Source organism: Streptomyces sp. NPDC086989 (assembly GCF_044745505.1).
Lineage (GTDB): Bacteria > Actinomycetota > Actinomycetes > Streptomycetales > Streptomycetaceae > Streptomyces.
On sequence record NZ_JBIVAL010000004.1, the window covers coordinates 355965 to 381108 of the forward strand.

Below are 25144 nucleotides of genomic sequence, written 5' to 3' on the forward strand. Positions count from 1 at the left end.
CTCGGGTATGCCTGCTAGAAGTATTTCTCTTAGGCATATGGGAGGGCTGACGGGTGATCTCGCTGGACGGGAAGGTCGTCGTCATCACCGGTGCCGGCCGCGGGCAGGGCGCGGCCGGGGCGCGGCTGTGCGCGGAGGCCGGCGCGCGGGTGGTCGTCACGGACGTACGGGAGGAGGAGGGCCGGGCCGTCGCGTCCGCGCTGGGGGACCAGGGGCTGTACGTACGGCACGACGTGGCCGAGGCGGACGGCTGGAGCGAGGTCGTACGGGAGGCCGTACGCGCCTTCGGCACGGTCTCGGCGCTGGTCAACAACGCGGCCGTGTGGCGTACGGCCCACGTGGAGCTGCAGTCGCCCGAGGAGTTCGAGTTCCTGCTGCGGGTGAACCTGCTGGGGCCGTTCCTAGGGATCCGGGCCGTGGCGCCGGTGATGCGGGCGGCCGGGGGCGGCTCGATCGTGAACGTCTCCTCCGCGGCCGGCCTGGTCGGGATCCCCGGCCACGCGGCGTACGGGTCCACCAAGTTCGGGCTGCGCGGACTGACCCGGTCGGCGGCCCTCGACCTCGCGGCGGACCGGATCAGGGTCAACTCGGTCCATCCGGGGGCGATCGACACGCCGATGGTCTCGGCGGTCGCCGGGCAGGACTGGTCGCACGTGCCGCTGGGGCGGATGGGCCGGCCGGAGGAGGTCGGAGAGCTGGTGCTGTTCCTGTGCTCGGACGCGTCCTCGTACGTGACGGGCACGGAGTTCGCGGTGGACGGGGGGATGACGGCGCGATGAGCGGCTCCCTCTCGCCGGAGGCCCGGGCGCTGTGCGATGCGATGGCCGCGGGGTTCCCCGGGCCGGGGGACGTGGAGGCCCTGCGGGCGGCGGCCGGGGGCGCCCGGCCGGCGGGCCCGGGGGTGGCCTCGGTCCGGGACGGCGACGCCTCGGGCGTCCCGGTCCGGGTCTACGACCCCGCACCGGGTTCGGCGGGCCGCCCGCTGGTGGTCTTCCTGCACGGCGGCGGCTGGGTGATATGCGGCATCGGCACGCACGACGCGACGTGCCGGAGGCTGGCCGCCGGATCGGGCGCGGTGGTCGTCTCCGTCGGCTACCGGCTCGCGCCCGAACACCCCTGGCCGGCGGCGGCGGACGACGCGCTGACCGTACTGCTGTGGGCGCGGGCGCAGGCGGGCGCGCTGGGCTGCGCTCCACACCGGGTGGTGCTGGCGGGGGACTCCAGCGGGGGCAACCTGGCGGCGGTGACCGCGCTGCGGGCACCCGAACTGGTCGCGGGCCAGCTGCTGGTGTATCCGCCGCTGGACGCGGCCGCGGCGCCCACGCCGCACCCGAAGCCGAAGCCGTCGCAGGCGTCTGCGGCCGCGACGGCCGCGACGGCCGCGGAGGCTCCGGGTTCGGGACCGGGTTCGGGTTCGGTGTCGGAGTACGGGGAGGGGTACTTCCACACCGCGGCCCACATGGCCTGGTACTGGGAGCAGTACGGCGGCGACCCGGCGCACCCGTACGTCTCGCCGCTGCGCGCCCGCGACGTGTCACGACTCCCGCGCACCCTGCTGGTGCTGGCGGACTGCGATCCGCTGCGCGACGAGGGCCTGGCGTACGCGCGGCGGCTGGGCGAGGCGGGGGTGGACTGTACGGTCCACCTCTACCCCGGGGTCTTCCACGGCTTCCTGGGCCTGCCGCTGCCTGCGGCCCGCACGGCGCTGACGGCCGTCACGGCCTGGCTCCGGGCCACGGAGTAGCCGATGGGACGGGGGAGGGGGCGGGGCGGCCGGATTCGAACCGGCGTCCTCCTCCATGCTGTGTAGGCGCACTACCTCTGTGCTACGACCCCGCCTTGACGTGGATCCTAGGCACCGAGCCGGAGGGGACGCACGCGAATATCCCCGGCATGATGTGCTCATGTCGATGTTGCTCCGCAACGCACTCCTCCTGGGGGTGGAGTTCGGCGCCGCGCTGCTGCTGCGCGAGCCGGACGCCCCCTGGATCCCGGTCCTGCTGGCCGTTTTCGTCGTCGGCTCGGGTGTACTGCACGGCACCGAGGCCGAGTTCGTGCCCCGCTTCCTGGTCGCCCTGGCCGCGGTCGGCGTCGCGGAACTGGGCGGCCGGGCCTGGGCCTCGGCCGACGAGCTCCCGACGGCCGCAACCGGCGCGGCGATCCTCCTGGCCGTCCAGACGCTGACCCTGCTCCGCCACTCCCTCCGCCGTCGCCGCGCCTGAACCGAAACCCGCTGGTCACATGCGCTCGGCTGCGTCTAGGGTCCACCCCCATGTCCCTTACGACCCCGCCCTCGAACCGCAGCACCACCACCCTCTGGCGCCCGACCGGCCCGGCGGAGCTCGACCTCGTGCGCGCGCTCGACTGGCGGGCCTGGCCGCCGCGGCTGCCGGAGCAGCCGATCTTCTACCCCGTCCTGAACGAGGACTACGCGATCCGCATCGCCCGCGACTGGAACGTCAAGCACAGCGGCGCCGGCTTCGTGACGCGCTTCGAGGTGGACACGGAGTTCCTGGCCCGGTACCCCGTCCGGCAGGCCGGCGGGCGGACGATCCTGGAGCTGTGGGTGCCGGCGGAGGAGCTGGACGAGTTCAACGCGCACATCGTGGGCCGGATCGAGGTCGTCCGCACGTTCCGCTGAAGCGGGGCCCGGGCCCGGGTCCGGGTCCGGGTCGGTCCCAGGTTCCGGGCCCGGGGGCCGGGAGGCGGCCGGCGCAAGGCCTGGTCTGCGGGGCCGAGATCGAAAACAATGACGGCATGACGTCCACGCCCCGCATGCGCGCCCGGTCCTTCGACGCCGCCGCGGCGCTGTACTCGGCGAACCGGCCCGGATATCCCGAGGAGCTGTTCGACGCCCTGGAGGTGCTCGCCGGGCGGACGCTGCGCGGGGCCAGGGTGGCCGACGTGGGCGCCGGGACCGGGATCGCCACCGGGTCCCTGCACGCCCGCGGCGCCGAAGTCCTCGCCGTCGAACCGGGTGACGGCATGGCCTCCGAGTTCCGGCGCGCGCACCCCCGGATCCCGCTCGTGCGCGGGGACGGCGACCGGCTGCCGCTCGTCACCGCCGGGTTCGACTTCCTCACGTACGCCCAGGCCTGGCACTGGACCGACCCCGTGCGTTCCCTCCCCGAGGCCCGTCGCGTGCTGCGCCCCGGCGGCGCGCTCGCACTGTGGTGGAACGACATGGACTCCGCCGTCCCCTGGATCGCCGAACAGGACGAGCGGATCCGGGACCTGTTCGCCGCCGGCGGGGCCACCTTCCGCGCCCTCCCGGCGGGGCCGGCGTTCACCACCCGCGAGGTCCGCTGGTCACGCCGGATCCCGCTCGACGCCCACCTCGCCAACCACGCGAGCCACTCCGCCTTCCTGATGCTCGGCCCGGCCAGGACACGGGAGTTCCTCGACGCGGAACGGGCCCGGCTGACCGCCCTGTTCCCCGACGGGAAGGTCGAGGAGCGCTACGTCGTCACCCTCAGCGTGGCCGTCCTGTGAGCCGGCGCGGCGCGCATCCGCTCTTCCTCGTCAACGAGGGCCTCGCCTTCGTCCTGGAGCTGCTGGCACTCGGCGTCCTCGCCTGGTGGGGCTCCACCGTCGGCCTCTGGCTCGCCGTGGCCGCGCCGCTGGCCGCCGCCGTGCTGTGGGGGGCGTTCGCCGCGCCCAAGGCCCGGTTCGCCGTCCCGATCGCCGTGCAGCTCACGGTCAAGGCTGTGGTGTTCGGCGCCGCCGCCCTCGCGCTCCTCGCGCTCGGGCAGCGGGCCGGCGGCCTCTGGTTCGCCGCAACCGTGCTCGTGAACACCGCTCTCGCGACGTACTACCGCTCTCGTTCCCGTTCCTGAAGCACCGCCGCCCGGCACGCCGCCGGCGACCCCCACGCATCGCGCAGCGGCCGCGCCTTGCGCAGCCACAGGGACAGGTCGAGCTCCTCCGTGTAGCCGACGGCTCCGTGGAGCTGCAGCGCCGTCATGGCCGCCGCGTACGCCGCCCCGCCCGCGGCCAGCTTCGCCGCCGCGACCTCCCACGGCGTCAGGCCCAGCGCCGCCGCCCACACCAGCGGCCGCGCGAACTCCAGGCCCAGCAGCGTGTCCGCCAGCCGGTGCTTCACCGCCTGGAAGCCGCCGACCGGAGTGCCGAACTGGGTGCGCTGCTTGACGTACCGCACCGTGTCGGCCAGCAGCGCCTCGCCCACGCCCAGGCACTGGGCCGCGGTCAGCAGCCGCGCCCAGGCCAGGGCCGTCCCCGCCGCCGCCAGGACCTGGGGGCCGACGGCGAGCAACTCCCCCTCCGCCGCCGCGGGTGCGAACAGCCTGCGCGCCGGGTCCGTGGACCGCAGCAGGCCGCCCACCGAGGTCCCCGCACCGCCGTCCGCGCCCCCGGCCGCGCCCGCACCGCCGCCCGTACCGCTGCCCCCGGCCGCGCCCGCACCGCCGCCCGTACCGCTGCCCCCGTCCGCACCGCCGTCCGCGCCCCCGGCCGTGACGCGGAGTTCGCCCGCCGTCGACACCGTGAAGCAGTGCGTGGCCGCGTCCGCGTCCAGGGCGTACGGGCCACCGCCGGGCAGGGTCAGCGTGGCCAGGGCCCCGCCCGTCACCAGCCCCGGCAGGAAACGTTTCGCCGGCCCGTCCTCCCCGTCCGCCCCGAGCAGCGACAGCAGCACTGCCGCCGCAGCCGTCTCCACCACCGGCCCCGGCATCGCCGCCCGCCCCAGCTCCACGAAGCCGAGGGCCAGTTCCACCGGAAGCGGCCCCAGCCCTCCCAGGTCGCCGTACGCCTCGTCCGCCGCGAGCGCGAACAGGCCCGTCCCCGCGAGCCGCGACCACACCGCCCGCCCCGGCCCGTGATCACCGGCGGCCCAGGCCCGTACGGCCGCCGGGACCTGCGAGGCGCCGAGCAGGCCGTGCAGCGTACGGGCGAAGTCCGCCTGCTCGGCGGTCGGCAGGAAGCGCATCAGCGGCGGCCCTTCGGGAGGCCGAGCAGGCGCTCGGCGATGATGTCGCGCTGGATCTCGTTCGTGCCCGCGTAGATCGGCCCGGCCAGCGAGAAGACCCAGGGCTCCGCCCACGGGCCCTCGGCCAGCTCGGCGTCCGCTCCCAGCAGGTCCAGCGCCGTTTCGTGCAGGGCGATGTCGTACTGCGACCAGAACACCTTGTTGAGGCTGGACTCGGCGCCGATGCGCTCGCCCGCCGCGAACCGCGTGGCCCCCGCCCAGGTGAACAGCTCGTACGCGCGCGCCCCCACCACCGCGTCCGCCACCCGGTCGCGCAGCGCGGTGTCGCCCGGATCCCCGGCGGCCCGCCACAGCGCGACCAGCCGGTCCGCCGCCGCCAGGAACCGCCCCGGGGAGCGCAGCGTCAGCCCGCGCTCGTTGCCCGTCGTCGACATCGCGATCCGCCAGCCCTGCCCCGGCTCCCCGATCACGTCCTCGTCCGGTACGAAGACCTCGTCGAGGAAGAGCTCCGCGAACGCCGGCTTGCCGTCCAGCCGGCCGATGGGCCGCACCGTCACCCCCGGCGCCCGCAGGTCGAACATGAGGTACGTCAGCCCCTGGTGCGGTTTCCCGGCCCCCGGGTCGGTGCGGAAGAGGCCGAACGCCCGGTCCGCGAACGCGGCCCGCGAGGACCAGGTCTTCTGCCCCGACAGCAGCCAGCCGCCCCCGGTGCGCACCGCCCGCGACGTCAGCGAGGCCAGGTCGGAGCCCGACTCCGGCTCCGACCAGGCCTGCGCCCAGATCACCTCGCCGCTCGCCATCGGCGGCAGCACCCGGGCCCGCTGCTCGGGGGTGCCGTGGTCGAAGAGGGTCGGCGCGAGCAGGCTGATGCCGTTCTGGGAGACCCGGCCGGGCGCGCCCGCCGCCCAGTACTCCTCCTCGAAGACCAGCCACCGCTCGATGTCCGCGCCCCGGCCCCCGTACTCCTCGGGCCAGGACACCGCCGACCAGCGGTCCGCGTGCAGCCGGGCCTCCCACGCACGGTGTTCCGCGAAGCCCTCGGCCGTCTCCAGGGAGGGCAGGGGGGAGTCCGGGACGTGCTCCGCGAGCCAGGCGCGGGCCTGGGCCCGGAAGGCCGCGACCTCCGCCGTCTGGGTCAGATCCATCAGGTGCCCGCCCCTTCCACGCCCCTCACACGCTTCCCTAACAAGTGTTTGGTAGGTTACCGTACAGCCATGAGCAGCGTCGAGGAAAACGCATGAACGAGCCCCGCCCCGTGGCCGGCCACCGCCTGCTGGACGGCCGCAGCGCCGTCATCACCGCCGCCGCGGGAGCCGGGATCGGCGGGGCCACCGCACGCCGCTTCCTGGAGGAGGGCGCCCGCATCGTCATCGGCGACTCCCACGCCCGCCGCCTGAAGGAGACCGAGCAGGCCCTCGCCGCCGAGTTCGGCGCCGACCGCGTCACCTCCCTGCCCTGCGACGTCACCGACGAGGACCAGGTCGGCGCCCTCTTCGCCTGCGCCGAGCAGACCCACGGCGGCCTGGACGTCGTCGTCAACAACGCCGGCCTGGGCGGCACCGCCGCCCTCGTCGACATGACCGACGAACAGTGGGGCAAGGTCCTCGACGTCACCCTGACCGGCACCTTCCGCTGCACCCGCGCCGCCCTGCGCTCCTTCCGGGCCTCCGGCCGGGGCGGCGCCGTCGTCAACAACGCCTCCGTCGTCGGCTGGCGCGCCCAGACCGGCCAGGCCCACTACGCAGCCGCCAAGGCCGGGGTGATGGCCCTGACCCGCTGCGCGGCACTGGAGGCCGCCGAGTACGGCGTACGCGTCAACGCGGTCGCCCCCAGCCTGGCCATGCACCCGCACCTGGTGAAGGTCACCAGCCAGGAGCTGCTGGGCGAGCTCACGGCCCGCGAGGCCTTCGGTCGTCACGCCGAGCCCTGGGAGGTCGCCAACGTCATCGTGTTCCTGGCCAGCGGCTACTCCTCGTACATGACCGGCGAGACCGTCTCGGTCAGCAGCCAGCGCGCATAGGCCGAGAATGGGCGCGTGCCAACGAACCAGCCGACCCGGCCGACAGCCAAGAAGAAGCCCCAGGTGACAGCCTCCCCCGAACGCCGGCGCGAGCTCCTCGACACCGCCGCCGAGGTCTTCGCCGCACAGGGCTACAACGCCACCACCGTCCGCAAGATCGCCGATGCCGCCGGCATGCTCGCCGGCAGCCTCTACTACCACTTCGATTCCAAGGAATCGATGCTCGACGAGATCCTCTCGGCCTTCCTGAACGAGCTGTGGGAGGGGTACGACACCGTCCTCGCCGCCGGCCTCGGCCCCCGGGAGACCATCGAGGCCCTCGTCACCGAGTCCTTCCGGGAGATCGACCGGCACCGCGCCGCCGTCGCGATCTACCAGAAGGAATCCCGGCACCTGTCCGCGCAGCCCCGCTTCCGGTACCTGTCCGACTCGCAGCAGAAGTTCGAGAAGGCCTGGCTCGGCACGCTGGAGCGCGGGGTCGCCGCCCGCGTCTTCCGGGCCGACCTCGACATCCGCCTCACCTACCGCTTCGTCCGCGACACGGTGTGGGTCGCGGCGTCCTGGTACCGGCCGGGAGGACAGCACAGCCCCGAGGAGATCGCCCGCCAGTACCTGTCGATGGTGCTGGACGGGATCGCCGTACGCAGCTGACCAACCGATCAGAGGAGTCCCGATGCCCGAGGCCTACATAGTCGAAGCGGTGCGCACCCCCGTGGGGCGGCGCGGGGGTGGCCTGTCCGCGGTCCACCCGGCCGACCTGGGCGCGCACGTACTGAAGGCACTGGTCGAACGGTCCGGGGTGGACCCGGCCGCCGTCGAGGACGTGGTCTTCGGCTGCCTGGACACGGTCGGACCGCAGGCCGGGGACATCGCGCGCACGGCGTGGCTGGCGGCGGGGCTGCCGGAGGAGGTGCCGGGCGTCACGGTGGACCGCCAGTGCGGCTCCTCGCAGCAGGCCGTCCACTTCGCGGCGCAGGGCGTGCTCTCCGGGACCCAGGACCTGGTCGTCGCGGGCGGGACCCAGAACATGTCGATGATCCCGATCGCCTTCGCGTCCCGGCAGGCCGCGGAACCCCTCGGCTTCACGCAGGGCCCGTACGCGGGCAGCGAGGGCTGGCGCGCCCGCTACGGCGACGCCCCCGTCAACCAGTTCCACGGCGCGCAGCTGATCGCGCAGAAGTGGGGCATCACGCGCCGCGACATGGAGGAGTTCGCGCTCCGCTCCCACCGGCGCGCGCTGCGCGCGATCGACGAGGGGCGTTTCGACCGCGAGACGGTCGCGTACGGGGACGTCCGCGTCGACGAGGGCCCCCGCCGGGACACCACTCTGGAGAAGATGGCCGCGCTGAAGCCGGTCGTCGAGGGCGGCACCATCACCGCGGCCGTCTCCTCCCAGGTCTCCGACGGCGCCGCGGCGATGCTGATCGCCTCCGAGCGGGCGGTGGCCGAACACGGCCTGCGGCCGCGGGCCCGCATCCACCACCTGTCCGTACGCGGCGAGGACCCCATCCGCATGCTGTCGGCCCCGATCCCGGCCACGGCGTACGCCCTGAAGAAGACCGGCATGACACTGCACGACATCGACCTGGTGGAGATCAACGAGGCGTTCGCCCCGGTCGTCCTGGCCTGGCTGAAGGAGACCGGCGCCGACCCCGAACGGGTGAACGTCAACGGCGGCGCCATCGCCCTGGGCCACCCGCTGGGCGCCACCGGGGTGAAACTGATGACCACCCTGCTCCACGAGCTGGAGCGCACGGGCGGCCGCTACGGCCTCCAGACGATGTGCGAGGGCGGCGGCCAGGCCAACGTCACCATCGTCGAACGCCTCTGACACGCCGCCCCGGTGCGGCCCCGCCGGGGTTGCCGCGGGCGGCGGCGGCACCCCGCGGGCGAGGTGTGCTAGCTTAGGACCCGTTGCAGTTGTGGTACCCATGAACTTTATGTGCGCCTGACGGGAATGTTCCTCAGGCGCTTTTATTGTTTTGCCGGACTCTCCGGATGGGGCCCTTTGCCGCCTATTCAGGAGATTCAAAATGGCACTTGGCACCGTGAAGTGGTTCAACTCGGAAAAGGGCTTCGGCTTCATCGAGCAGGACGGCGGCGGCCCGGACGTCTTCGCCCACTACTCGAACATCGCCACCCAGGGCTTCCGTGAGCTCCAGGAGGGCCAGCGCGTGTCCTTCGACGTGACGCAGGGCCAGAAGGGCCCCCAGGCGGAGAACATCATCCCCGCCTAATTCCTTCAGCATGCCGGGGTCCGCGCCGCGAGGTGCGGGCCCCGGCTTGTCTGCTGTCTCGACCTTTGTTTTACCTTGCCGGTTTCAGGAGGGCTTTCTCGCATGACCAGCTCCAGCTCCGCACGACCCAGCCGCCGCCCCACCCGGGGTCGAGGAGCGGCCCAGGGACGTCCGAAGGCTGGCGCGGGACGGCAGAAGTCCGCCCCCGTCGCCCGGCCGCAGGAATTCACCATGCCCGAACCGCTGACCCCGGCCCTGCCGCCGGTGGCCGCGTTCGAGGACATGGGCATGCCCGAGGCGCTGCTGAAGACCCTCGCCGCCCAGGGCGTCACCGAGCCGTTCCCGATCCAGGCCGCGACGCTGCCGAACTCGCTCGCCGGCCGTGACCTGCTCGGCCGCGGCCGCACCGGCTCCGGCAAGACGCTGGCCTTCGGCCTGGCGCTGCTGGCCCGCACCGCAGGCCGACGCGCCCAGCCCAAGCAGCCGCTCGCGCTGGTCCTCGTGCCGACCCGCGAGCTCGCGCAGCAGGTGACCGACGCCCTGGCCCCGTACGCCACGGCCGTCAACCTGCGCACCACCACCGTCGTCGGCGGCATGTCGATCAACCGGCAGTCGGGGGCCCTGCGCCGCGGCGCCGAAGTGCTCGTCGCCACCCCCGGCCGTCTGAAGGACCTCATCGACCGCGGTGACGCCGACCTCTCCCAGGTCGCGATCACCGTCCTCGACGAGGCCGACCAGATGACCGACATGGGCTTCATGCCGCAGGTCACCGCGCTGCTCAAGCAGGTCCAGCCGGAGGGCCAGACCATGCTGTTCTCGGCGACCCTCGACAAGAACATCGACAAGCTCGTCAAGATGTTCCTGCACGACCCGGTCGCCTTCTCCGTCGACCCGTCCGCCGGAGCGGTCAGCACGATGGAGCACCACGTCCTGTACGTCATGGACGAGACCGACAAGAAGGCCGTGGCGACGCGCATAGCCGCTCGCGACGGCCGGGTGATCATGTTCGTGGACACCAAGCGCGGTGTCGACCGCCTGGTCAAGAAGCTCCTGGCGGACGGCGTCCGCGCCTCCGGCCTGCACGGCGGCCGCTCGCAGCCGCAGCGCAACCGGACCCTGGACTGGTTCAAGACCGGCGAGGTCACCGCGCTGATCGCCACGAACGTGGCCGCCCGCGGCATCCACATCGACGACCTCGACCTCGTGGTCAACATCGACCCGCCGACCGACCACAAGGACTACCTGCACCGCGGCGGCCGCACCGCCCGCGCCGGCGAGTCCGGCAGCGTGGTCACCCTGGTCCTGCCCGACCAGAAGCGCGACATGACCCGCCTGATGTCGGACGCCGGGATCTCCCCGCGCACCGCGCAGATCAAGTCCTCCGACGAGGAGCTGTCCCGGCTGACCGGCGCCAAGGAGCCCTCGGGCATCCCCGTGGTGCTGGAGGTGCCGCAGCCCGCCCAGCCGAAGGCGCGCTCCGGCTCCGGCTCCGGCTCCGGCGGCGGCTCCGGCTCGCGCCGCCGTTCGGGCGGCCCGCGCACCGGCTCCGCCACGGGCGGCGCCCCGGCGGGCGGCGGCCGCGGTCGCCGGACCGGCGGCGGCGCGTCCGGGCAGGCCCCGGCCACCTCCGGATCGGGCCAGGCCCGGCGCGGCCAGGGTCAGGGCGGCTCCGGCACCGGCTCCGCCGGCCAGGGCCGGCGCACCGGGGGCGGTGCCTCCGGCGGCGCGGCCGCGGCCTCCGCGCGCAGCCGCGTCGGCACCGGCGGCCAGGGCCGCCGCCGCGCGGTCTGACCGGGCCGGGACACGACGTACGGGGGAGCCGGGCGGCGCACGATGCGCCGCCCGGCTCCCGCGCGTTCCGGGACGGTCAGCGGACCATCCTGGACTGGAGCTTCGCGAGCGTCCGCAGGTCCAGGCCGAGGCCGTCCGTGAGGTAGCCGTAGAAGTCCCCGTAGTCCGCGGTCAGTTGCGCGGTCGCCGCGTCCAGGTAGTCCTGGCGGACCTCCTGGAGGGGGATCAGCAGGTCCGGGTTCTGCATCCGCCCGGACTGCTTGAGGGCCGCCCGCACCTGGGCGTCGTACGCGGCGCGGAAGGTGTTCGACGCGAGGTAGTCGCTCGTGGCGGTGTCCTCGGGAACGGCCAGCGCGCGCAGCAGGACGTAACTCATCCAGCCCGTCCGGTCCTTGCCCGAGGTGCAGTGGAACAGGAGCGGGTCCTGACCGCCGTCCGCGATCTCCCGCAGCGTCGCCGCGAACTGCGCCCGGTTCGCGGGGCTGGTCACGAAGGTGCGGTAGATGTCGCGCATGTAGGCCTCGGCGCGGCCGCCGCCGAGCATCTGCTCCTGTGTGGCGGGGTCGCCGCTGGAGATCGCGCCGACGAGCGTGGCGTACAGGCCGAGGTCGCTGACGGGGCGGGAGGTGGCGGTGACTCCGGCGGGCAGCCGGTCGGCGCCGTCGTACTGGAGCTCCATGGGGATGCGGAAATCGACGACCCTCTTGAGGCCGAGACCGGAGACGGTGGTGAGGTCTCCTTGCGTGAGCTTGCTGAGCGCGTCGGAGCGGTAGACCAGCCCCTGGCGGACCCGGCCACCGCTCCAGGTGCGGTAGCCGCCCAGGTCGCGGACGTTGACCGCGCCCTGGAGGGGGATCTGGCGAATCGTTTCCGCCTGCTGGAGGTACCGGCCGGAGGCTGAGGCTGAAACGGAGGCGGAGGCCCTCGCCGCCGGCGAGGCGTACGCGGAGGCGGCGGGCAGAGTGCCGAGGGCGAGAGCGGAAGCGATTACCGCGGTCACCAGGCGGGTTCGTGCACGGCTCATCTGTGGCGACTCCTGAGGAGGAGAAGGGGGATCACCCTGGTGGTGGCAGGGCGTCGGGCGAGTGCAGGCGTTCCAGTCGTGCCAGCACCGTGTGTGCCTCGGCCATGACGCGCGAGACGAGCTCCGCACAGGACGGCAGATCCTCGATCACGCCCGCGACCTGGCCTGATGCCATGACGCCGAGGTCCGTACGGCCCTCGACCATGGACGCCTTGAGGAGCATGGGGGTGTTCGCGGCGAGCAGGACCTGGCTCCAGGACAGGTCCTTGCCGTGTTTCATCGCGAGGCCGTCGCGCACCATCTGCGCCCAGGACAGCCCCGACAGCCTGCGGAACGCCGCCGCGTGCCGGACCGCCCGCGCCAGGGCGCGGGTGCGGCCCGCCCGCTCCAGGGAGGCGACCAGCTCGGTGCGGAGCATCCGGTGCGGCAGCCCGTCCACCGCCGTCGTGACCGTGACGTCCTTGACGCCGGCCGCCAGGTAGCGGGCCTTGACCGCGTCCGGGACGGTGGAATCCGAGGTCAGCAGGAAGCGGGTGCCCATCGCGATGCCCGCGGCGCCGTACGACAGCGCGGCGACCAGGCCGCGCCCGTCGTGGAAGCCGCCCGCCGCGACCACCGGGATGTCCACCGCGTCGACCACCTGCGGCAGCAGCACCGTCGTGGCCACGTCCCCGGTGTGCCCGCCGCCCTCGCCGCCCTGCACGATCACCGCGTCGGCCCCCCAGGCCGCGACCTTCTCGGCGTGCCGGCGGGCCCCGACCGACGGGATCACCACCACGCCCGCATCCTTGAGCCGGGCGATCAGCTCCCTCGACGGGGCGAGCGCGAACGAGGCGACCCGCACTCCCTCGTCGATGATCAGCCGGACCCGCTCGGCGGCGTCCCCCGCGTCCGCCCGCAGATTGACCCCGAACGGGGCCTGCGTACGGGAGCGGACCTCGCGGACCGCCGCCCGCAACTCCTCCACCGTCATCGTCGCCGAGGCCAGGATGCCCAGAGCGCCCGCGCCGGCCGCCGCCGACACCAGCCGGGGGCCCGCCACCCAGCCCATGCCCGTCTGCACGACCGGGTGCTGCACACCGACCAGCCGGGTGAACGCCGTCTCCATCGCGTCAGCCCCGCACTTCCCGGTCGCGCAGCCCCTCCGGGTCGATCACCTCGCGGATCAGCCGAAGCTCCTCGGCGCTCGGATCCCGCGTGTACGGCACCTCACCGTCGACCGCCAGGGCGAACCCGGTGGCCTCCCGGACCTGTGCGACGCTCACGCCCGGATGCACGGAGGCCAGGCGCATCGAGTGGTCCGGGCCGCCGAAATCGAAGACGCCGAGATCGCTGACCACCCGCGGCAGCCGGTGGAAGCGGGTCACCCCGGCCGCCTCGGCCCGGTCGTGGCCGACCCCGCTCACCATGTCGACGCGTTCGACGAACACCCGCGGCGAATGCCGCGGCACCCAGTAACTCACCGGGTTGTTCAGCGTGTTGACGGGCGCACCGCGCACCCCCAGGAGCTGGCGGGCCGGCCGGGCCCAGTCGCCGATGCAGGAGATGTTCTGGTTGCCGAACCGGTCGATCTGGCTGGCGCCCATCATCACGTGCCGGTGTCCGCCGGTGACCATCGTGAGATGGCGCCGGTAGGGGAGCCAGCCCTCGGTCTCCCCGTCCAGGCCGACGAGCAGGGCCTCGCCGTCGGTCAGCAGCAGGTCGGGCGAGAACGTCCGCTTCGCCAGCCGGGCCCCGAAGGACGGGATCAGGCCCATCGGACTGGCGAGCACCTCGCCGTCGCCGCGCCAGGCCTCGGCGCAGGCGATCACGCAGTACTCCGCTCGGGACGCGGCCGTCGCTGTGCTCACTGCTGCTCCTCGTGCCAGGCCCGTACGGCCGACTGGTAGGCGTGCTCGCTGCCGCCGGACAGGAAGCGGGCGCGGAACTCCGGCCAGGGGCCGGCCGCGTACAGCTTCTGGAAGGCCTCGTCGCGCCCGTAGTCGGGGACGCAGGAGGTGAAGTGCGCGCCGTTCGGGGTCTCGACGACACCGGTCACCGAGTGCCGGCTGACCAGCAGGGACTGCGGGGGCCCCGCCTTGGCCAGCTCGGAGGTCTCCACCAGCTGCTCGCAGGAGACGTACGCGGCGTCGGCGGCCTCGCAGAACAGGTCGTCGAAGTACGGGTCCGGGCCCAGGTACTGGGCGTTGCCGAGGCGGTCCGCGCGGTTCAGGTGGACCAGCGCGGCGTCCATGCGCAGGGCGGGGACGGCGACGAGCTCCTCGCCGTCGGCGTAGGGGGAGGTGACGGTCCGCAGCTCCGGGTTGACCCGCATGACGTCGGATCCCAGGCCCGCCCGGACGGGGAGGAACGGGAGCCGGTTCGCGGCGGCGTGCAGCCCCCACATGAACATGGCCTCGTCGAGCTCGGTCAGGGTGAGGGCGCCGCTCTCGCGGGCGGCCCGGAACTGCGGCTCCAGCGGGATCGAGTCGAGGGTGGCGAAGGGGGCGACGAGCCGGCGGATCCGGCCGGCGGCCGCGAGCAGGCCGACGTCGGGGCCGCCGTACGAGACCACGGTGAGATCGGTGATCTCGGAGCGGAGCAGTGCCCGCACCAGGGCCATGGGCTTGCGCCGCGAACCCCAGCCGCCGATGCCGAGGGTCATCCCGCTGCGCAGCCGTCCCACCACCTCGTCGGGGGTCATGGTCTTGTCGGTCATGAGCGGTCCCTCCCGCCGGGCTCTGCGAAGGTGTCGCGGATCCGGTCGGCGACCCCGCTCAGGTTGGCCTCGAACGTGAACCCCTGCTCGAAGCGGTAGCTGCGCCGTACGTCGACGGGGTCGATGCCGTTGATGGCGGCCTTGGCCAGCCGGATCAGGTAACCGTCCTTCCGCGCGATCTCGGCGGCCAGTTCGAGGGCCGCGGCCCGCACCCGGGCGGGCGGGACCACCTGCCACACCGAGCCGTGGGCGTGCAGTTCGGCGGCGGTGGCGGTGCGGGAGGTGTAGTAGAGGGCGCGCATCAGGTGCTGGGGGACCAGGCGGGCCAGATGGGTGGCGGCGCCGAGGGCGCCCCGGTCGAGCTCGGGGAGTCCGAAGGTGGCGTCCTCGCCGGCCACGATCGCATCGGCGTTGCCGACGAGACCGATGCCGCCGCCCAGGCAGAACCCGTGCACGGCCGCGACGACCGGCACCTCGCACTCGTACACGGCGGCGAAGGCCTCGTAGCAGCCGCGGTTGGCGCCGATGAGGGCGCCGTGGCCGGTGTCGCGCTGCATCTCCTTGATGTCGACGCCGGCGTTGAAGCCGCGGCCCTCGGCGGCCAGGACGACGCAGCGCGTCGCGGGGTCGCGGCCGGCGGCGCGCAGGGCGTCGGCGAGGTCGTACCAGCCCTGTACGGGAAGCGCGTTGACGGGCGGGAAGTCGACCGTGACCAGTGCGACGCCCTTGTCGGGGCTTGAGGTGGAGACACCCATGAGAGGATCAGCTACCTTTCCACCAAACATTTGTTAGGTGAGGAAGGTAGCAGCCCATGGAGCTGGACGGGAGGGTTGTCGTCGTCACCGGCGGAACCCGCGGCGTCGGAGCCGGAATCGCCCGGTCGTTCCTCGAAGCGGGGGCGCACGTCGTCGTCTGCGCCCGCCGGCCGCCACCGCAGCCGGTGTCCGCGGCCGGGTGCACGGCTGGGCGCACGGCCGGGCGCACGGCTGAGTTCGCCGCGCTGGACCTGCGCGACACGGCCGCCGTCCACGCGTTCTTCGCCGGGGTCGGCCACCGGTACGGGCGGCTCGACTGCCTGGTGAACAACGCGGGCGGGACCCCCTACCGGCTGCTGGGGGAGGGCGGGGCGGAGCGCCACGCGCGGGTCGTCGAGCTGAACCTGGTGGCCCCGATGACGGCCTCGCTGGCGGCCTACCCGCAGCTGCGGGAGGCGCACGGCTCGGTGGTGATGATCGGCAGCGTCAGCGGCACCCGGCCCTCGCCGGGGACGGCCGCGTACGGGGCGGCGAAGGCGGCCCTGGAGAACCTGGCCCGGACCATGGCCGTCGAATGGGCGCCCGAGGTACGGGTGAACACGCTGGTGCTGGGCATGGTGCGGACCGAAGCGGCGCACCTGCACTACGGGGACGAGGCGGGCATCGCGGCCGTGGGCGCGACGGTTCCGCTGGGGCGGCTGGCGGAGCCCGCGGACGTCGGGGCGGCGGCGGTGTTTCTGGCCTCGGGCCGGGCGGGGTATGTCAGCGGGGCGAGCCTGCTCGTGCACGGCGGCGGGGAGCGCCCGGCGTTTCTGGATGCGGCAACGGTCAACACGGTCAACAAGGAGAGCTGAGATGGGTCTTGCCGAGGGTCGTGTGGTCATCGTGACGGGCGCGGGACGGGGGCTGGGCCGGGCCCACGCGCTGGCCTTCGCCGCGGAGGGGGCGAAGGTCGTGGTCAACGACCTGGGAGTGGGCCTGGACGGGCAGCCGGGGGAGGACAGCCCGGCCGGGCGGGTCGTCGCGGAGATCCGGGCGCAGGGCGGCGAGGCGGTGGCGCACGGCAAGGACATCGCCTCGCCGGAGGGAGCGTCCTCGCTGGTCGGGGCTGCCCTCTCGGCGTTCGGCCGGCTGGACACGCTGGTCAACAACGCCGGGTTCCTGCGCGACCGGATGCTGGTGAACCTGGAGGAGGCGGACTGGGACGCGGTGATGCGGGTGCACCTGAAGGGGCACTTCCTGCCGCTGAAGTACGCCGCGGCGCACTGGCGTGCGGAGGCGAAGGCGGGCCGGCCGGTGGCGGCGCGGGTGGTCAACACCTCCTCGGGGGCGGGCCTGCTGGGCTCGGTCGGCCAGGGCAACTACAGCGCGGCCAAGGCCGGCATCCTCGGCATGACGCTGGTCGCGGCGGCGGAGATGGCCCGGTACGGGGTCCAGGTCAACGCGATCGCCCCGGCGGCCCGGACCCGGATGACGGAGCAGACCTTCGCGGAGACGATGGCGCAGCCGGGAGCGGGCGCCTTCGACGCGATGGCCCCGGAGAACGTGTCACCCCTGGTGGTGTGGCTGGGCTCGGACGCCTCGGCGGGGGTCACGGGCCGGGTCTTCGAGGCGGAGGGCGGCCGGATCACGGTGATGGAGGGCTGGCGTCCGGGCCCGACGGCCGACCGCGGAGCGCGCTGGACGCCGGCCGAGGCGGGCGAGGCGGCCGTCAAACTCCTCGCGGAGTCCGAACCCCCGCACCCGGTCTACGGCGCCGGGTGACCCCGTCCGGCGCCGCGGCACCCTCCGGGGCCGGGCCCGCGGCCGCGTGAGCGCCACACGCAAACGGCCCCGGCCCCCTGGCGGGAGGTCGGGACCGGTGTCCTGCACTCGTGCGATGAGGTATCACTACCCACTCCTCCCACGCGCCGAACCGCAGTCACCCAACATGTTCCGCCCGGAATCCGGCGCCGCTCAGGTGTCGCAGTCCAGCACCGTGCGGCACAGCCCGCAGCGGGCCCGCACCGGCCCGCGCACCGGCAGCCGCAGCCGCTGCCCGCACACCGGGCACGGGAAGCTCACCCGCGTCCCGTCCGGCTGCTGCTCGAAGCGGTACGAGGCCCCCGGCGCGGCGGCGCCCGCCCGCCGGTCACGGGCGTAGCGGCGCCGCTGCGCCCGGTCCGCGGCCGCCAGGGGAGCCCGGCGCAGCTCCTGCCCGGCGAGCGCGCGGCCGCGCACGTACGCCTCGTACGCCTGGGGGCTGGTGAACCAGGCGGACAGGTCCTCGCCGAGCAGGAGGGCGCGCCGGGCGAGGACGTAGCCGAACTCCTCGGGGGTGAGGTAACCGAGCTTCTGGTGCGTGAGTTCGTCCTCGCGGTAGGCGTCGAGGAGCAGCCAGCCGGTCCCCAGGTAGGCGGCGGCGGTGTCGGTGAGGATCTCGTTGTCGGCGGTGGAGGGGAAGCGCAGGTCCAGCCGGTGCAGCAGCACGTGGGTGACCTCGTGCGCCAGGGCCGCCGCCAGGTCGCGGCGGTGGGTGCGGAAGCGGTCGTTCACCTCGATGAAGTACTCCGGGCCGGCGGTCAGCTCCACGGTGGCGGCCTGTTCGAGCGGCCGGAAGCAGACCACCATCCGGGCGTCGGGCAGCCGCAGCGCGCGGACGACCGCCGAGGCCACGCGGTGGGCGCCGAGGTGCAGGTCGTCGGCGGGGGAGAAGGCGGCGTCGGCGGGCGCGAAGCTCGCGCCGTAGGCCCGGATCCCCTCGTAGGAGAGCCTCCGGAACAGTGCGGTGATCGCCGCGCGGACGGTGTCGAGATGCGGAAAGCCGTGCTCGACCGGACTGTCGCGCCTGCCGTTTCGCGTCATGCCGCCTCCCGCGCCGCAAGGTGTCCGAAAAGGCGTCCTTGATGCCCGGCCCGGCAGAGGTGTGACATGTACCTGTCATTCACCCGATGACGCGCACGGCCCCACCCCCCACGAAAGGCAGTGTGTCGACCGTGTCCACCCTTGCCGCACTCATCAAGCGCACCCTCGCCGTCGGCGCCGTGGCCCTCGCGGCCGTCAGCCTCCAGCCCGGCGCAGCCAACGCCTCCCAGGCCCCCGTCGTCGGCGGAACCCGAGCCGCCCAGGGCGAATTCCCCTTCATGGTCCGCCTCTCCATGGGCTGCGGCGGCGCCCTCTACACCCAGCAGATCGTCCTCACCGCCGCCCACTGCGTGAACGGCTCCGGCAACAACACCTCCATCACCGCCACCGCCGGCGTCGTCGACCTCAACAGCTCCAGCGCCGTCAAGGTCAAGTCCACCAAGGTGCTCCAGGCCCCCGGCTACAACGGCAAGGGCAAGGACTGGGCCCTCATCAAACTGGCCAAACCCATCAACCTGCCCACCCTGAAGATCGCCGACACCAAGGCCTTCGACAACGGCACCTTCACCATCGCCGGCTGGGGCGCCGCCCGCGAAGGCGGCGGCCAGCAGCGCTACCTGCTCAAGGCCACCGTCCCCTTCGTCTCCGATGCCGCCTGCCAGAGCGCCTACGGCAGCGACCTCGTCCCCGGCGACGAGATCTGCGCCGGCTTCGACCAGGGCGGCGTCGACACCTGCCAGGGCGACTCCGGCGGCCCCATGTTCCGCCGCGACGACACCAACGCCTGGATCCAGGTCGGCATAGTCAGCTGGGGCGAAGGCTGCGCCCGCGCCGGCTACCCCGGCGTCTACAGCGAGGTCTCCACGTTCGCCACGGCCATCAAGAACGCGGCCGCGACCCTCTGAGCCCACCCGCCCACGCATCCCCTCCGCTTCGTCCCTCCGGCCCAGCGCGTACGGGCCGGAGGGACGAAGCGCCGCGCCCCGCACCCCCGCAACACCGGCCGCGACGCCACACGGCCGGCACACCGAAGCCCCGGCCCCGCCCGGTTGCGGGCCGGCGCGCCCGCCGGTCCCGCGGGAAGGCACGGACGGCGGACGACAGCGGGGCGGGCGACGCATGGCGATCAGAGTGGTCGCCGGCCGCGCGGCCGCCCGGGACGGGCCACACATCGTGATCGTCACCACCTTCGGCCTCGACGAGTACGTCCACGCCGCGCTCCACGCAGGAGCATCCGGCTTCCTCCTCGAAGACGCCAGCCCCGCGATGCTGGTTGAGGCCGTCCGTGCCGTGGCCGTCGGCGACACGGCGGTGGCAGGTCGAAGGGCCCCATGTGCGGCAGCTCGGCCGCATCGGCGACCACTACTCGACCGAGGTGTCGCGCAGCCCGGCCCCGCCCGGCGCGGCCCCGGCGGGCCCGGCGGACCCGACCCCGCCCGGCAGACCCGGCAGACCCGGCGGAACCGGCGGACCCGGTGGACCCGGTGGACCCGGTGGTGACGGTGGTGACGATCCCGGCGGTGACGGCCGCCGCCGCGGAGCCGTCCGCGGAAGGCTCCGCGCCCACCGTGCCTTCGAGGGTGGCCACGTCGTCCGCGCCGATCACGCCGTGCGCGCGGGCGAGGCGGATCATCTCCTCCGAGGCGTCCACGCCGACGGCCCGCCGGGCACCACCGCGGGCCAGCGACCTCCCTCTGCCCACCCGCCGGCACCGTCCGGCTCTTGCGCCCCGCGCCACCGCCGCCCGTGCCGCCGGCCGCCCCGCGCCACCGCCGCCCAGGCCGCCCCGTGGAGCCTGCGCCGATGCCCTCGGCGGCTGCCCCACGGAGCCTGCGCCGATGCCCTCGGGGCCTCACCGCGGGGCCCGCCCCCGAGGAAGGCCGGCTGGGCGCCGACGTCCTGCCGCCGTGATCCGGTTCGATCCAGCGCAATGGCCCGCAGTGCGGCCAGATGCCGCCGGTGGACCACCCGCCCCTGGGGGTCAGCGTGAGCAGGGTCCGCGGGCGGCGCCCGGCACGGCCCTTGCGGACCTCCGCCCAGACCGCCCCCTCACCCTCCAGCGCCGGGACCCCGCGCCGCGTACCAGCTCAGCCCCGTCACGAGCAGCGCGTTCGTCACCCCGAACACCACCGCCGAGGGCATCCCGCGCCACAGCACCGCCACCGGTACGAGCACCGGCTGCCCGGCGGCGAACGCCCACCGGTAGCGCCCGTACCGGCCACTGCGCTCCCGCGCCGCCTTCTCCAGACCGGCCGCCCGTCCCCACGCCCCGGCCGCCCTCGCCGCACCCGCCGCCTTGGGGGCAACCAGGCAGGTTCCGTCTCACAGGACGACTGCCCGGGGAACCCGCGGCCACCGCCACGTAAGCTCGGGAACCATGAACATCAGCGACCTCGACAACGGCACCGGCACGGGCACGGGCACGGGCACCGGCACGGGAGCGGGCACGGCCAAGGACGCCGGCGCGGACGCGGGCCGGGACGCCGCAGCCATCGACGAGACCGTCACCGCCGAGCTGGCCCGCCTGCGCGACAGCATCGACAACATCGACGCGGCCGTGGTCCACATGCTCGCCGAGCGCTTCAAGTGCACCCAGCAGGTCGGCCACCTCAAGGCCAAGCACCAGCTGCCCCCCGCCGACCCGACCCGTGAGGCCAGCCAGATCGCCCGCCTGCGCCAGCTCGCCGAGAACGCCAAACTCGACCCCGCGTTCGCCGAGAAGCTCCTCAACTTCATCATCGCCGAGGTCATCCGCCACCACGAGACGATCGCGGCGGGCGAAGAGTAGGCGCAGAGGACACGGCCGGGGCCCGCCCGTCGGGCAGCATGGGCCCCATGTCCGCACTGACGCGCAACGAAGCGCAGCTCCGAGCACAGCTCCTCGACGTCCACCACTACGCCGTCACCCTCGACCTCACCGGCGGCGAAGACACCTTCGAATCCACCACCGTCATCCGGTTCACCAGCCGTGCCGCCGGGGACACGTTCGTGGAGCTGAAACCGGACGTACTGCACTCCGCCGAACTCGACGGCACCCCCCTCGACCCCGCCACCCTCGCCGACGACCGCCTCCCCCTCACCGGACTCGGCGAAGGCCCCCACGAACTGCGCACCGCCACCCGCATGCGCTACTCCCGCACCGGCGAAGGCCTCCACCGCTTCACCGACCCCGCCGACGGCGAGACGTACGTCTACACCCAGATGTTCATGGACGACATCCAGCGCGTCTTCCCGGCCTTCGACCAGCCCGACCTCAAGGCCGTCTTCGAGTTCACCGTCACCGCGCCCGCCCACTGGACCGTCCTCGCCAACGGCATCACCGAACGCACCGGCGACCGCGACACCGACGGCGCCGGCATCTGGAAGTCCGCCCCCACCCCCGTCATCTCCACCTACCTCGCCGCCGTCGCCGCCGGCCCCTGGCACAGCATCCGCACCGAACACGCCGGCCTGCCCTTCGGCATCCACTGCCGCCGCTCGCTGGCCCCCCACCTCGACGCCGACGCCGAGGAAATCCTCTCCGTCACCACCGACTGCTACGACCGCTACCACCAGAAGTTCTCCGAGCCCTACCCCTTCGACTCCTACGACCAGGCCTTCGTCCCCGAGTTCAACGCCGGCGCCATGGAGAACCCCGGCCTCGTCACCTTCCGCGACGAATACGTCTTCCGCTCCGCCGTCACCGACACCCAGCGCCAGCGCCGCGCCATGACCATCTCGCACGAGATGGCCCACATGTGGTTCGGCGACCTCGTCACCCTCCGCTGGTGGGACGACATCTGGCTGAACGAGTCCTTCGCCGAGTACATGGGCTACCAGACCCTCACCGAAGCGACCCGCTTCAGCGGCACCTGGACCGAATTCGCCATGGAACGAAAGCCCTGGGGCTACGACGCCGACCAGCGGCCCTCCACCCACCCCGTCGCCCCCGACGCCGTACCCGACACCGCAAGCGCCCTCCTCAACTTCGACGGCATCTCCTACGCCAAGGGCGCCTCCGCGCTGCGCCAACTCGTCGCCTGGCTCGGCGAAAAGGACTTCCTCGCCGGCATCAACACCCACTTCACCCGCCACAGGTTCGCCAACGCCTCCCTCGCCGACTTCGTCGACTCCCTCGCCGCCCACACCGACCGCGACGTCCACGCCTGGGCCGACATCTGGCTGCGCACCACCGGCATCGACACCCTCACCCCCCGCATCGAGGAGAGCCACGGCGGCTGGACCCTCACCGTCGACCGCCGGGGCACCCGACCCCACCACATCGCCGTCGGCACCTACGACCGCGACCCCGACGACACCCTCCACCCCCGCGAACTCCTCACCGTCGACGTCCCCTCCGACGAGATCGTCTCCGTCAGCGGCCCCCGCCCCGCCCTCCTCGTCCTCAACGACGGCGACTTCGGCTACGCCAAGGTCCGCCTCGACGACACCTCCGTCGAAACCGTCCTGCGCGACCTCTCCGCCGTCCCCGACCCCCTCACCCGCGCCGTCGTCTGGAACTCCCTGCGCGACATGGTCCGCGACGGCGAACTCGAACCCGCCGCCTACCTGGCCACCGCCGCCGCACACCTGCCCGCCGAAGCCGACCTCGCCATCGTCCAGGGCGTCCTCGCCTTCGCCCGCCACCACATCGCCGACCTCTACCTCGCCGCGGAACACCGCACCGAAGCCCTCGCCACCCTCACCGCCATCGGCCGCGCCCTGCTGCGACGCACCGAGGACGGCTCCGACCCCGGGCTGCGGCTCGCCGCCGTACGCGCCCTCATCGACGCCGCCACCCAGCCCGACACCCTCGCCGCCTGGCTGGCCGACGACACCGTCCCCGGCGGCCCCGAACTCGACCCCGAACTGCGCTGGCGCATCCTCGGCCGGCTCAGCGTCCTCGGCGCCGTCGGCGAGGGCGAGATCGACGCCGCCCTCGCCGCCGATCCCAGCGCCACCGGGGAGGAAGGCGCCGCCCGCTGCCGCGCCGCACTGCCCACCGCCGAAGCCAAGGCCGCCGCCTGGGAGCGCCTCTTCCACGACGACTCCCTCTCCAACTACCTCTTCAGCGCCACCGCCCAGGGCTTCTGGCAGCCCGAACAGAGCGACCTCGTACGGGAGTACGTGCCGCGCTACTACGCCGACGCCATCGCCCTCGGCGCCCGCCGCGGCCCCGCCATCGCCGAAGCCGCAGGCCGCCACGCCTTCCCCGGCCACGCCGTCGACGAGGACAACCTCCGGGCCGGCCACGCCGCCCTCGCCGATCCCGCCGTCGTCCCGGGTCTGCGCCGCAAGCTCGTCGACCAGCTGGACGACCTGGCCCGCGCCCTCCGCGTCCGCACCGCCTGACCCCTACCCGGGCGGCCTCCCGGGCCCCGTGCGTCCCCCGGCCCCCGGGCCCGCTTCGGCCCCGGCACCGCCCCCGCTCCCGACCCCAGCCGAGCCCCGGACCCCGTCCTCCGGCCCCGGCTCCAGGCTCCGTCCTCCGGCCCGGTCCCCAGCTCCGTCCTGCGGCCCGGTCCCCGCTATGCCGCTGCGGCACCGGCCCGGCCGGGACCTTGGGTATCGGGGCCGGCTCCCGGGTCGGTCTGGGGGGTTGGGACCGTGGCCTGCGGGCCTGGTTCGCGGGTCGGCCCTGGGGTCCGGGCCCCCGGCCTGCGGCCCCGGTTCCATGCCCCGTCGTCCGTCCCCGGTCCGCGGTGTGCCGCTGCCGCACCGGCCCGGCCACCCCTGCACCGGCCCGGCCCGGGGTCTTGGGCGTCGAGGTCGGTTCGCGGGTCGGGCCCGGGGGTCCGGGACCCTGGCCTGCGGCCCCGGTTCCATGCTCCGTCGTCCGTCCCGGTCCGCCGTGTGTCGCCGCCCCTGCACCGGCCCGGCCGGGACCTTGGGCGTCGGGGCTGGTTCGCGGGTCAGCTCGGGGGTCCGGCCCTGGCCTGCAGGCGGCCCGGTCCCACGGCTCCGTCCTGCGGCCCGGTCCGCGGTGTGCCGCTGCTGCACCAGCCCGGCCCGGGCCATGGGTATCGGGGCCGGTTCGCGGGCCGGCCCTGGGGTCCGGGACCCCGGCCTGCGGCCCCGGTTCCATGCTCCGTCGTCCGTCCCGGTCCGCCGTGTGCCGCCGCCCCTGCAACCGGCCCGGCCCGCCCCTGCACCGGCCGGCCGGGACCTTGGGCGTCGGGGCCGGTTCGCAAGGCTGCCCCGGGGGTCTGGGACCCTGGCCTCCGGCCCCGGCTCCAGGCTCCGTCCTCCGTCCCGGTCCGCGGTGTGCCGCTGCCGCACCGGCCCGGCCGGGCCCCGGGCGGGCTCCCGGGTCGGTGCGGCGGGTCTTGGGCCCGGGCCTGCGGCCCGGTCCGTGGCTCCGTCCTGCGTCCCGATTCGCGGTGTGGTGCCCGTGCACCGGCCCGGCCCGGGGTCTTGGGCGTCGAGGTCGGTTCGCGGGTCGGGCCCGGGGGTCCGGGACCCTGGCCGGCGGGCCTGGTTTCGGGCTCCGTCGTCCCTCCCGGTCCGCCGTGTGCCGCCGCCCTTGCACCGGCCCGGCCACCCCTGCACCGGCCCGGCCGGGACCTTGGGCGTTGGGGCCGGTTCGCAAGCCCGCCCCGGGGTCCGGGACCCTGGCTTCCGGCCCCGGTTCCATGCTCCGTCTTGCGGCCCGGTCTGCGGTGTGCCGCTGCTGCACCGGTGCCGCTGCCGCACCGGCCCGCCGGGACCTTGGGCGTCGGGGCCGGTTCGCGGGTCGACTCGGGGGTCCGGGACCCTGGCCTGCGGCCTGCGGCCTGCGGCCTGCGGCCTGCGGCCTGCGGCCTGCGGCCTGCGGCCTGCGGCCTGCGGCCTGCGGCCTGCGGCCTGCGGCC

At 74.2% G+C, this 25144-nt stretch carries 24 protein-coding genes and 1 tRNA gene; 16 read left to right on the plus strand and 9 right to left on the minus strand.

Going from position 1 to position 25144, the window contains the following annotated elements; all coding sequences use genetic code 11:
* The first annotated feature begins 53 nt into the window (after nucleotides 1–53).
* Both ACIPK4_RS11275 and ACIPK4_RS11280 read left to right on the plus strand, forming a co-directional pair.
* Nucleotides 54–779, plus strand: a complete 726-nt coding sequence (locus ACIPK4_RS11275; protein ID WP_402311181.1) for a glucose 1-dehydrogenase — start codon at nucleotides 54–56, stop codon at nucleotides 777–779.
* Complete coding sequence (locus ACIPK4_RS11280; RefSeq protein ID WP_402311182.1) at nucleotides 776–1744, plus strand: alpha/beta hydrolase; 969 nt, start codon at nucleotides 776–778, stop codon at nucleotides 1742–1744. Before ACIPK4_RS11275 ends, ACIPK4_RS11280 begins: the two co-directional genes overlap by 4 nt.
* 19 nt (nucleotides 1745–1763) lie before the next feature.
* Here ACIPK4_RS11280 and ACIPK4_RS11285 read toward each other — a convergent pair.
* Nucleotides 1764–1838 (minus strand) — tRNA-Ala (locus tag ACIPK4_RS11285).
* Nucleotides 1839–1904: 66 nt separating this feature from the next.
* Here ACIPK4_RS11285 and ACIPK4_RS11290 point away from each other — a divergent pair.
* The 4 genes from ACIPK4_RS11290 (at nucleotide 1905) to ACIPK4_RS11305 (ending at nucleotide 3836) form a co-directional block, all read left to right on the plus strand.
* Nucleotides 1905–2222, plus strand: a complete 318-nt coding sequence (locus ACIPK4_RS11290) for a hypothetical protein (RefSeq protein WP_402311184.1) — start codon at nucleotides 1905–1907, stop codon at nucleotides 2220–2222.
* 50 nt (nucleotides 2223–2272) lie between these two features.
* Nucleotides 2273–2641 (plus strand): ADP-ribosylation/crystallin J1, encoded by a 369-nt coding sequence (locus ACIPK4_RS11295; protein ID WP_402311186.1) that lies wholly within the window; start codon nucleotides 2273–2275, stop codon nucleotides 2639–2641.
* Nucleotides 2642–2757: 116 nt separating this feature from the next.
* The gene (locus ACIPK4_RS11300; protein WP_402311188.1) at nucleotides 2758–3492 is read left to right on the plus strand and encodes a class I SAM-dependent methyltransferase; all 735 of its coding nucleotides are present in this window, start codon (nucleotides 2758–2760) and stop codon (nucleotides 3490–3492) included.
* Nucleotides 3489–3836, plus strand: a complete 348-nt coding sequence (locus ACIPK4_RS11305; protein ID WP_054222596.1) for a YrdB family protein — start codon at nucleotides 3489–3491, stop codon at nucleotides 3834–3836. The genes ACIPK4_RS11300 and ACIPK4_RS11305 overlap by 4 nt, the downstream gene beginning before the upstream one ends.
* Here ACIPK4_RS11305 and ACIPK4_RS11310 read toward each other — a convergent pair.
* Complete coding sequence (locus tag ACIPK4_RS11310; RefSeq protein ID WP_402311190.1) at nucleotides 3812–4945, minus strand: acyl-CoA dehydrogenase family protein; 1134 nt, start codon at nucleotides 4943–4945, stop codon at nucleotides 3812–3814. The genes ACIPK4_RS11305 and ACIPK4_RS11310 overlap by 25 nt on opposite strands.
* A complete protein-coding gene (locus tag ACIPK4_RS11315) occupies nucleotides 4945–6090 on the minus strand; it encodes an acyl-CoA dehydrogenase family protein (protein WP_402311191.1) in 1146 nt (381 codons plus the stop codon). The genes ACIPK4_RS11310 and ACIPK4_RS11315 overlap by 1 nt, the downstream gene beginning before the upstream one ends.
* Before the next feature lie 92 nt (nucleotides 6091–6182).
* Here ACIPK4_RS11315 and ACIPK4_RS11320 point away from each other — a divergent pair, with 92 nt between their 5' ends.
* The 5 genes from ACIPK4_RS11320 to ACIPK4_RS11340 all read left to right on the plus strand — a co-directional run bounded on the left by ACIPK4_RS11320 (nucleotide 6183) and on the right by ACIPK4_RS11340 (nucleotide 10993).
* The gene (locus ACIPK4_RS11320) at nucleotides 6183–6965 is read left to right on the plus strand and encodes an SDR family oxidoreductase (RefSeq protein ID WP_402311193.1); all 783 of its coding nucleotides are present in this window, start codon (nucleotides 6183–6185) and stop codon (nucleotides 6963–6965) included.
* Nucleotides 6966–6980: 15 nt separating this feature from the next.
* Nucleotides 6981–7616, plus strand: coding sequence for a TetR/AcrR family transcriptional regulator (locus ACIPK4_RS11325; protein WP_385189624.1), 636 nt, complete (start codon nucleotides 6981–6983; stop codon nucleotides 7614–7616).
* A 22-nt stretch (nucleotides 7617–7638) separates the two neighbouring features.
* Entirely contained in the window at nucleotides 7639–8796 is a 1158-nt protein-coding gene (locus tag ACIPK4_RS11330; protein WP_402311195.1) for an acetyl-CoA C-acetyltransferase, read from the plus strand.
* Nucleotides 8797–8998: 202 nt separating this feature from the next.
* On the plus strand, nucleotides 8999–9202 hold the full coding sequence (locus tag ACIPK4_RS11335) for a cold-shock protein (protein WP_030010141.1): 204 nt from the start codon (nucleotides 8999–9001) through the stop codon (nucleotides 9200–9202).
* Between the two features lie 102 nt (nucleotides 9203–9304).
* Entirely contained in the window at nucleotides 9305–10993 is a 1689-nt protein-coding gene (locus tag ACIPK4_RS11340) for a DEAD/DEAH box helicase (protein WP_402311197.1), read from the plus strand.
* Between the two features lie 76 nt (nucleotides 10994–11069).
* Here the strand turns inward: ACIPK4_RS11340 and ACIPK4_RS11345 are convergent, their stop codons facing one another.
* The 5 genes from ACIPK4_RS11345 to ACIPK4_RS11365 are packed head-to-tail and all read right to left on the minus strand — an operon-like array spanning nucleotide 11070 to nucleotide 15470.
* Complete coding sequence (locus tag ACIPK4_RS11345) at nucleotides 11070–12017, minus strand: tyrosine-protein phosphatase (RefSeq protein WP_402311199.1); 948 nt, start codon at nucleotides 12015–12017, stop codon at nucleotides 11070–11072.
* 31 nt (nucleotides 12018–12048) lie between these two features.
* A complete protein-coding gene (locus ACIPK4_RS11350) occupies nucleotides 12049–13125 on the minus strand; it encodes an NAD(P)H-dependent flavin oxidoreductase (protein WP_402311202.1) in 1077 nt (358 codons plus the stop codon).
* 4 nt (nucleotides 13126–13129) lie between these two features.
* The gene (locus ACIPK4_RS11355; protein WP_402311204.1) at nucleotides 13130–13867 is read right to left on the minus strand and encodes a CoA-transferase subunit beta; all 738 of its coding nucleotides are present in this window, start codon (nucleotides 13865–13867) and stop codon (nucleotides 13130–13132) included.
* A complete protein-coding gene (locus ACIPK4_RS11360) occupies nucleotides 13864–14715 on the minus strand; it encodes a CoA transferase subunit A (RefSeq protein WP_402311206.1) in 852 nt (283 codons plus the stop codon). The genes ACIPK4_RS11355 and ACIPK4_RS11360 overlap by 4 nt, the downstream gene beginning before the upstream one ends.
* A complete protein-coding gene (locus ACIPK4_RS11365; RefSeq protein ID WP_402311209.1) occupies nucleotides 14712–15470 on the minus strand; it encodes an enoyl-CoA hydratase family protein in 759 nt (252 codons plus the stop codon). Before ACIPK4_RS11365 ends, ACIPK4_RS11360 begins: the two co-directional genes overlap by 4 nt.
* Before the next feature lie 56 nt (nucleotides 15471–15526).
* On the opposite strand from ACIPK4_RS11365, the gene ACIPK4_RS11370 reads away from it, so the two are divergent.
* Both ACIPK4_RS11370 and ACIPK4_RS11375 read left to right on the plus strand, forming a co-directional pair.
* A complete protein-coding gene (locus ACIPK4_RS11370) occupies nucleotides 15527–16324 on the plus strand; it encodes an SDR family oxidoreductase (protein ID WP_402311211.1) in 798 nt (265 codons plus the stop codon).
* A gap of 1 nt (nucleotide 16325) precedes the next feature.
* Entirely contained in the window at nucleotides 16326–17234 is a 909-nt protein-coding gene (locus ACIPK4_RS11375; protein ID WP_402311214.1) for an SDR family oxidoreductase, read from the plus strand.
* Between the two features lie 192 nt (nucleotides 17235–17426).
* On the opposite strand, the gene ACIPK4_RS11380 is transcribed toward ACIPK4_RS11375, so the two are convergent.
* Nucleotides 17427–18314 carry a hypothetical protein gene (locus ACIPK4_RS11380; RefSeq protein WP_402311217.1) on the minus strand — a complete coding sequence of 296 codons (888 nt, stop codon included), beginning with the start codon at nucleotides 18312–18314 and terminating at the stop codon, nucleotides 17427–17429.
* A 122-nt stretch (nucleotides 18315–18436) separates the two neighbouring features.
* On the opposite strand from ACIPK4_RS11380, the gene ACIPK4_RS11385 reads away from it, so the two are divergent.
* The 3 genes from ACIPK4_RS11385 (at nucleotide 18437) to pepN (ending at nucleotide 23645) form a co-directional block, all read left to right on the plus strand.
* Nucleotides 18437–19219: a serine protease gene (locus ACIPK4_RS11385; protein ID WP_402311219.1), complete on the plus strand. Its 783-nt coding sequence runs from the start codon at nucleotides 18437–18439 to the stop codon at nucleotides 19217–19219.
* A gap of 1586 nt (nucleotides 19220–20805) precedes the next feature.
* Nucleotides 20806–21102 carry a chorismate mutase gene (locus ACIPK4_RS11390; RefSeq protein WP_402311792.1) on the plus strand — a complete coding sequence of 99 codons (297 nt, stop codon included), beginning with the start codon at nucleotides 20806–20808 and terminating at the stop codon, nucleotides 21100–21102.
* A gap of 47 nt (nucleotides 21103–21149) precedes the next feature.
* Nucleotides 21150–23645, plus strand: coding sequence for an aminopeptidase N (pepN, locus tag ACIPK4_RS11395; RefSeq protein ID WP_402311222.1), 2496 nt, complete (start codon nucleotides 21150–21152; stop codon nucleotides 23643–23645).
* The last annotated feature ends 1499 nt before the right edge of the window (nucleotides 23646–25144 follow it).

Bases quoted from the DNA above. Each gene is read 5' to 3' on its own strand.
- ACIPK4_RS11280 (WP_402311182.1), top strand. From the start codon at position 776: ATGAGCGGCTCCCTCTCGCCGGAGGCCCGGGCGCTGTGCGATGCGATG.
- ACIPK4_RS11290 (WP_402311184.1), top strand. From the start codon at position 1,905: ATGTCGATGTTGCTCCGCAACGCACTCCTCCTGGGGGTGGAGTTCGGC.
- ACIPK4_RS11295 (WP_402311186.1), top strand. From the start codon at position 2,273: ATGTCCCTTACGACCCCGCCCTCGAACCGCAGCACCACCACCCTCTGG.
- ACIPK4_RS11300 (WP_402311188.1), top strand. From the start codon at position 2,758: ATGACGTCCACGCCCCGCATGCGCGCCCGGTCCTTCGACGCCGCCGCG.
- ACIPK4_RS11310 (WP_402311190.1), bottom strand. From the start codon at position 4,945: ATGCGCTTCCTGCCGACCGCCGAGCAGGCGGACTTCGCCCGTACGCTG.
- ACIPK4_RS11315 (WP_402311191.1), bottom strand. From the start codon at position 6,090: ATGGATCTGACCCAGACGGCGGAGGTCGCGGCCTTCCGGGCCCAGGCC.
- ACIPK4_RS11320 (WP_402311193.1), top strand. From the start codon at position 6,183: ATGAACGAGCCCCGCCCCGTGGCCGGCCACCGCCTGCTGGACGGCCGC.
- ACIPK4_RS11330 (WP_402311195.1), top strand. From the start codon at position 7,639: ATGCCCGAGGCCTACATAGTCGAAGCGGTGCGCACCCCCGTGGGGCGG.
- ACIPK4_RS11335 (WP_030010141.1), top strand. From the start codon at position 8,999: ATGGCACTTGGCACCGTGAAGTGGTTCAACTCGGAAAAGGGCTTCGGC.
- ACIPK4_RS11340 (WP_402311197.1), top strand. From the start codon at position 9,305: ATGACCAGCTCCAGCTCCGCACGACCCAGCCGCCGCCCCACCCGGGGT.
- ACIPK4_RS11345 (WP_402311199.1), bottom strand. From the start codon at position 12,017: ATGAGCCGTGCACGAACCCGCCTGGTGACCGCGGTAATCGCTTCCGCT.
- ACIPK4_RS11350 (WP_402311202.1), bottom strand. From the start codon at position 13,125: ATGGAGACGGCGTTCACCCGGCTGGTCGGTGTGCAGCACCCGGTCGTG.
- ACIPK4_RS11360 (WP_402311206.1), bottom strand. From the start codon at position 14,715: ATGACCGACAAGACCATGACCCCCGACGAGGTGGTGGGACGGCTGCGC.
- ACIPK4_RS11365 (WP_402311209.1), bottom strand. From the start codon at position 15,470: ATGGGTGTCTCCACCTCAAGCCCCGACAAGGGCGTCGCACTGGTCACG.
- ACIPK4_RS11370 (WP_402311211.1), top strand. From the start codon at position 15,527: ATGGAGCTGGACGGGAGGGTTGTCGTCGTCACCGGCGGAACCCGCGGC.
- ACIPK4_RS11375 (WP_402311214.1), top strand. From the start codon at position 16,326: ATGGGTCTTGCCGAGGGTCGTGTGGTCATCGTGACGGGCGCGGGACGG.
- ACIPK4_RS11380 (WP_402311217.1), bottom strand. From the start codon at position 18,314: ATGACGCGAAACGGCAGGCGCGACAGTCCGGTCGAGCACGGCTTTCCG.
- pepN (WP_402311222.1), top strand. From the start codon at position 21,150: ATGTCCGCACTGACGCGCAACGAAGCGCAGCTCCGAGCACAGCTCCTC.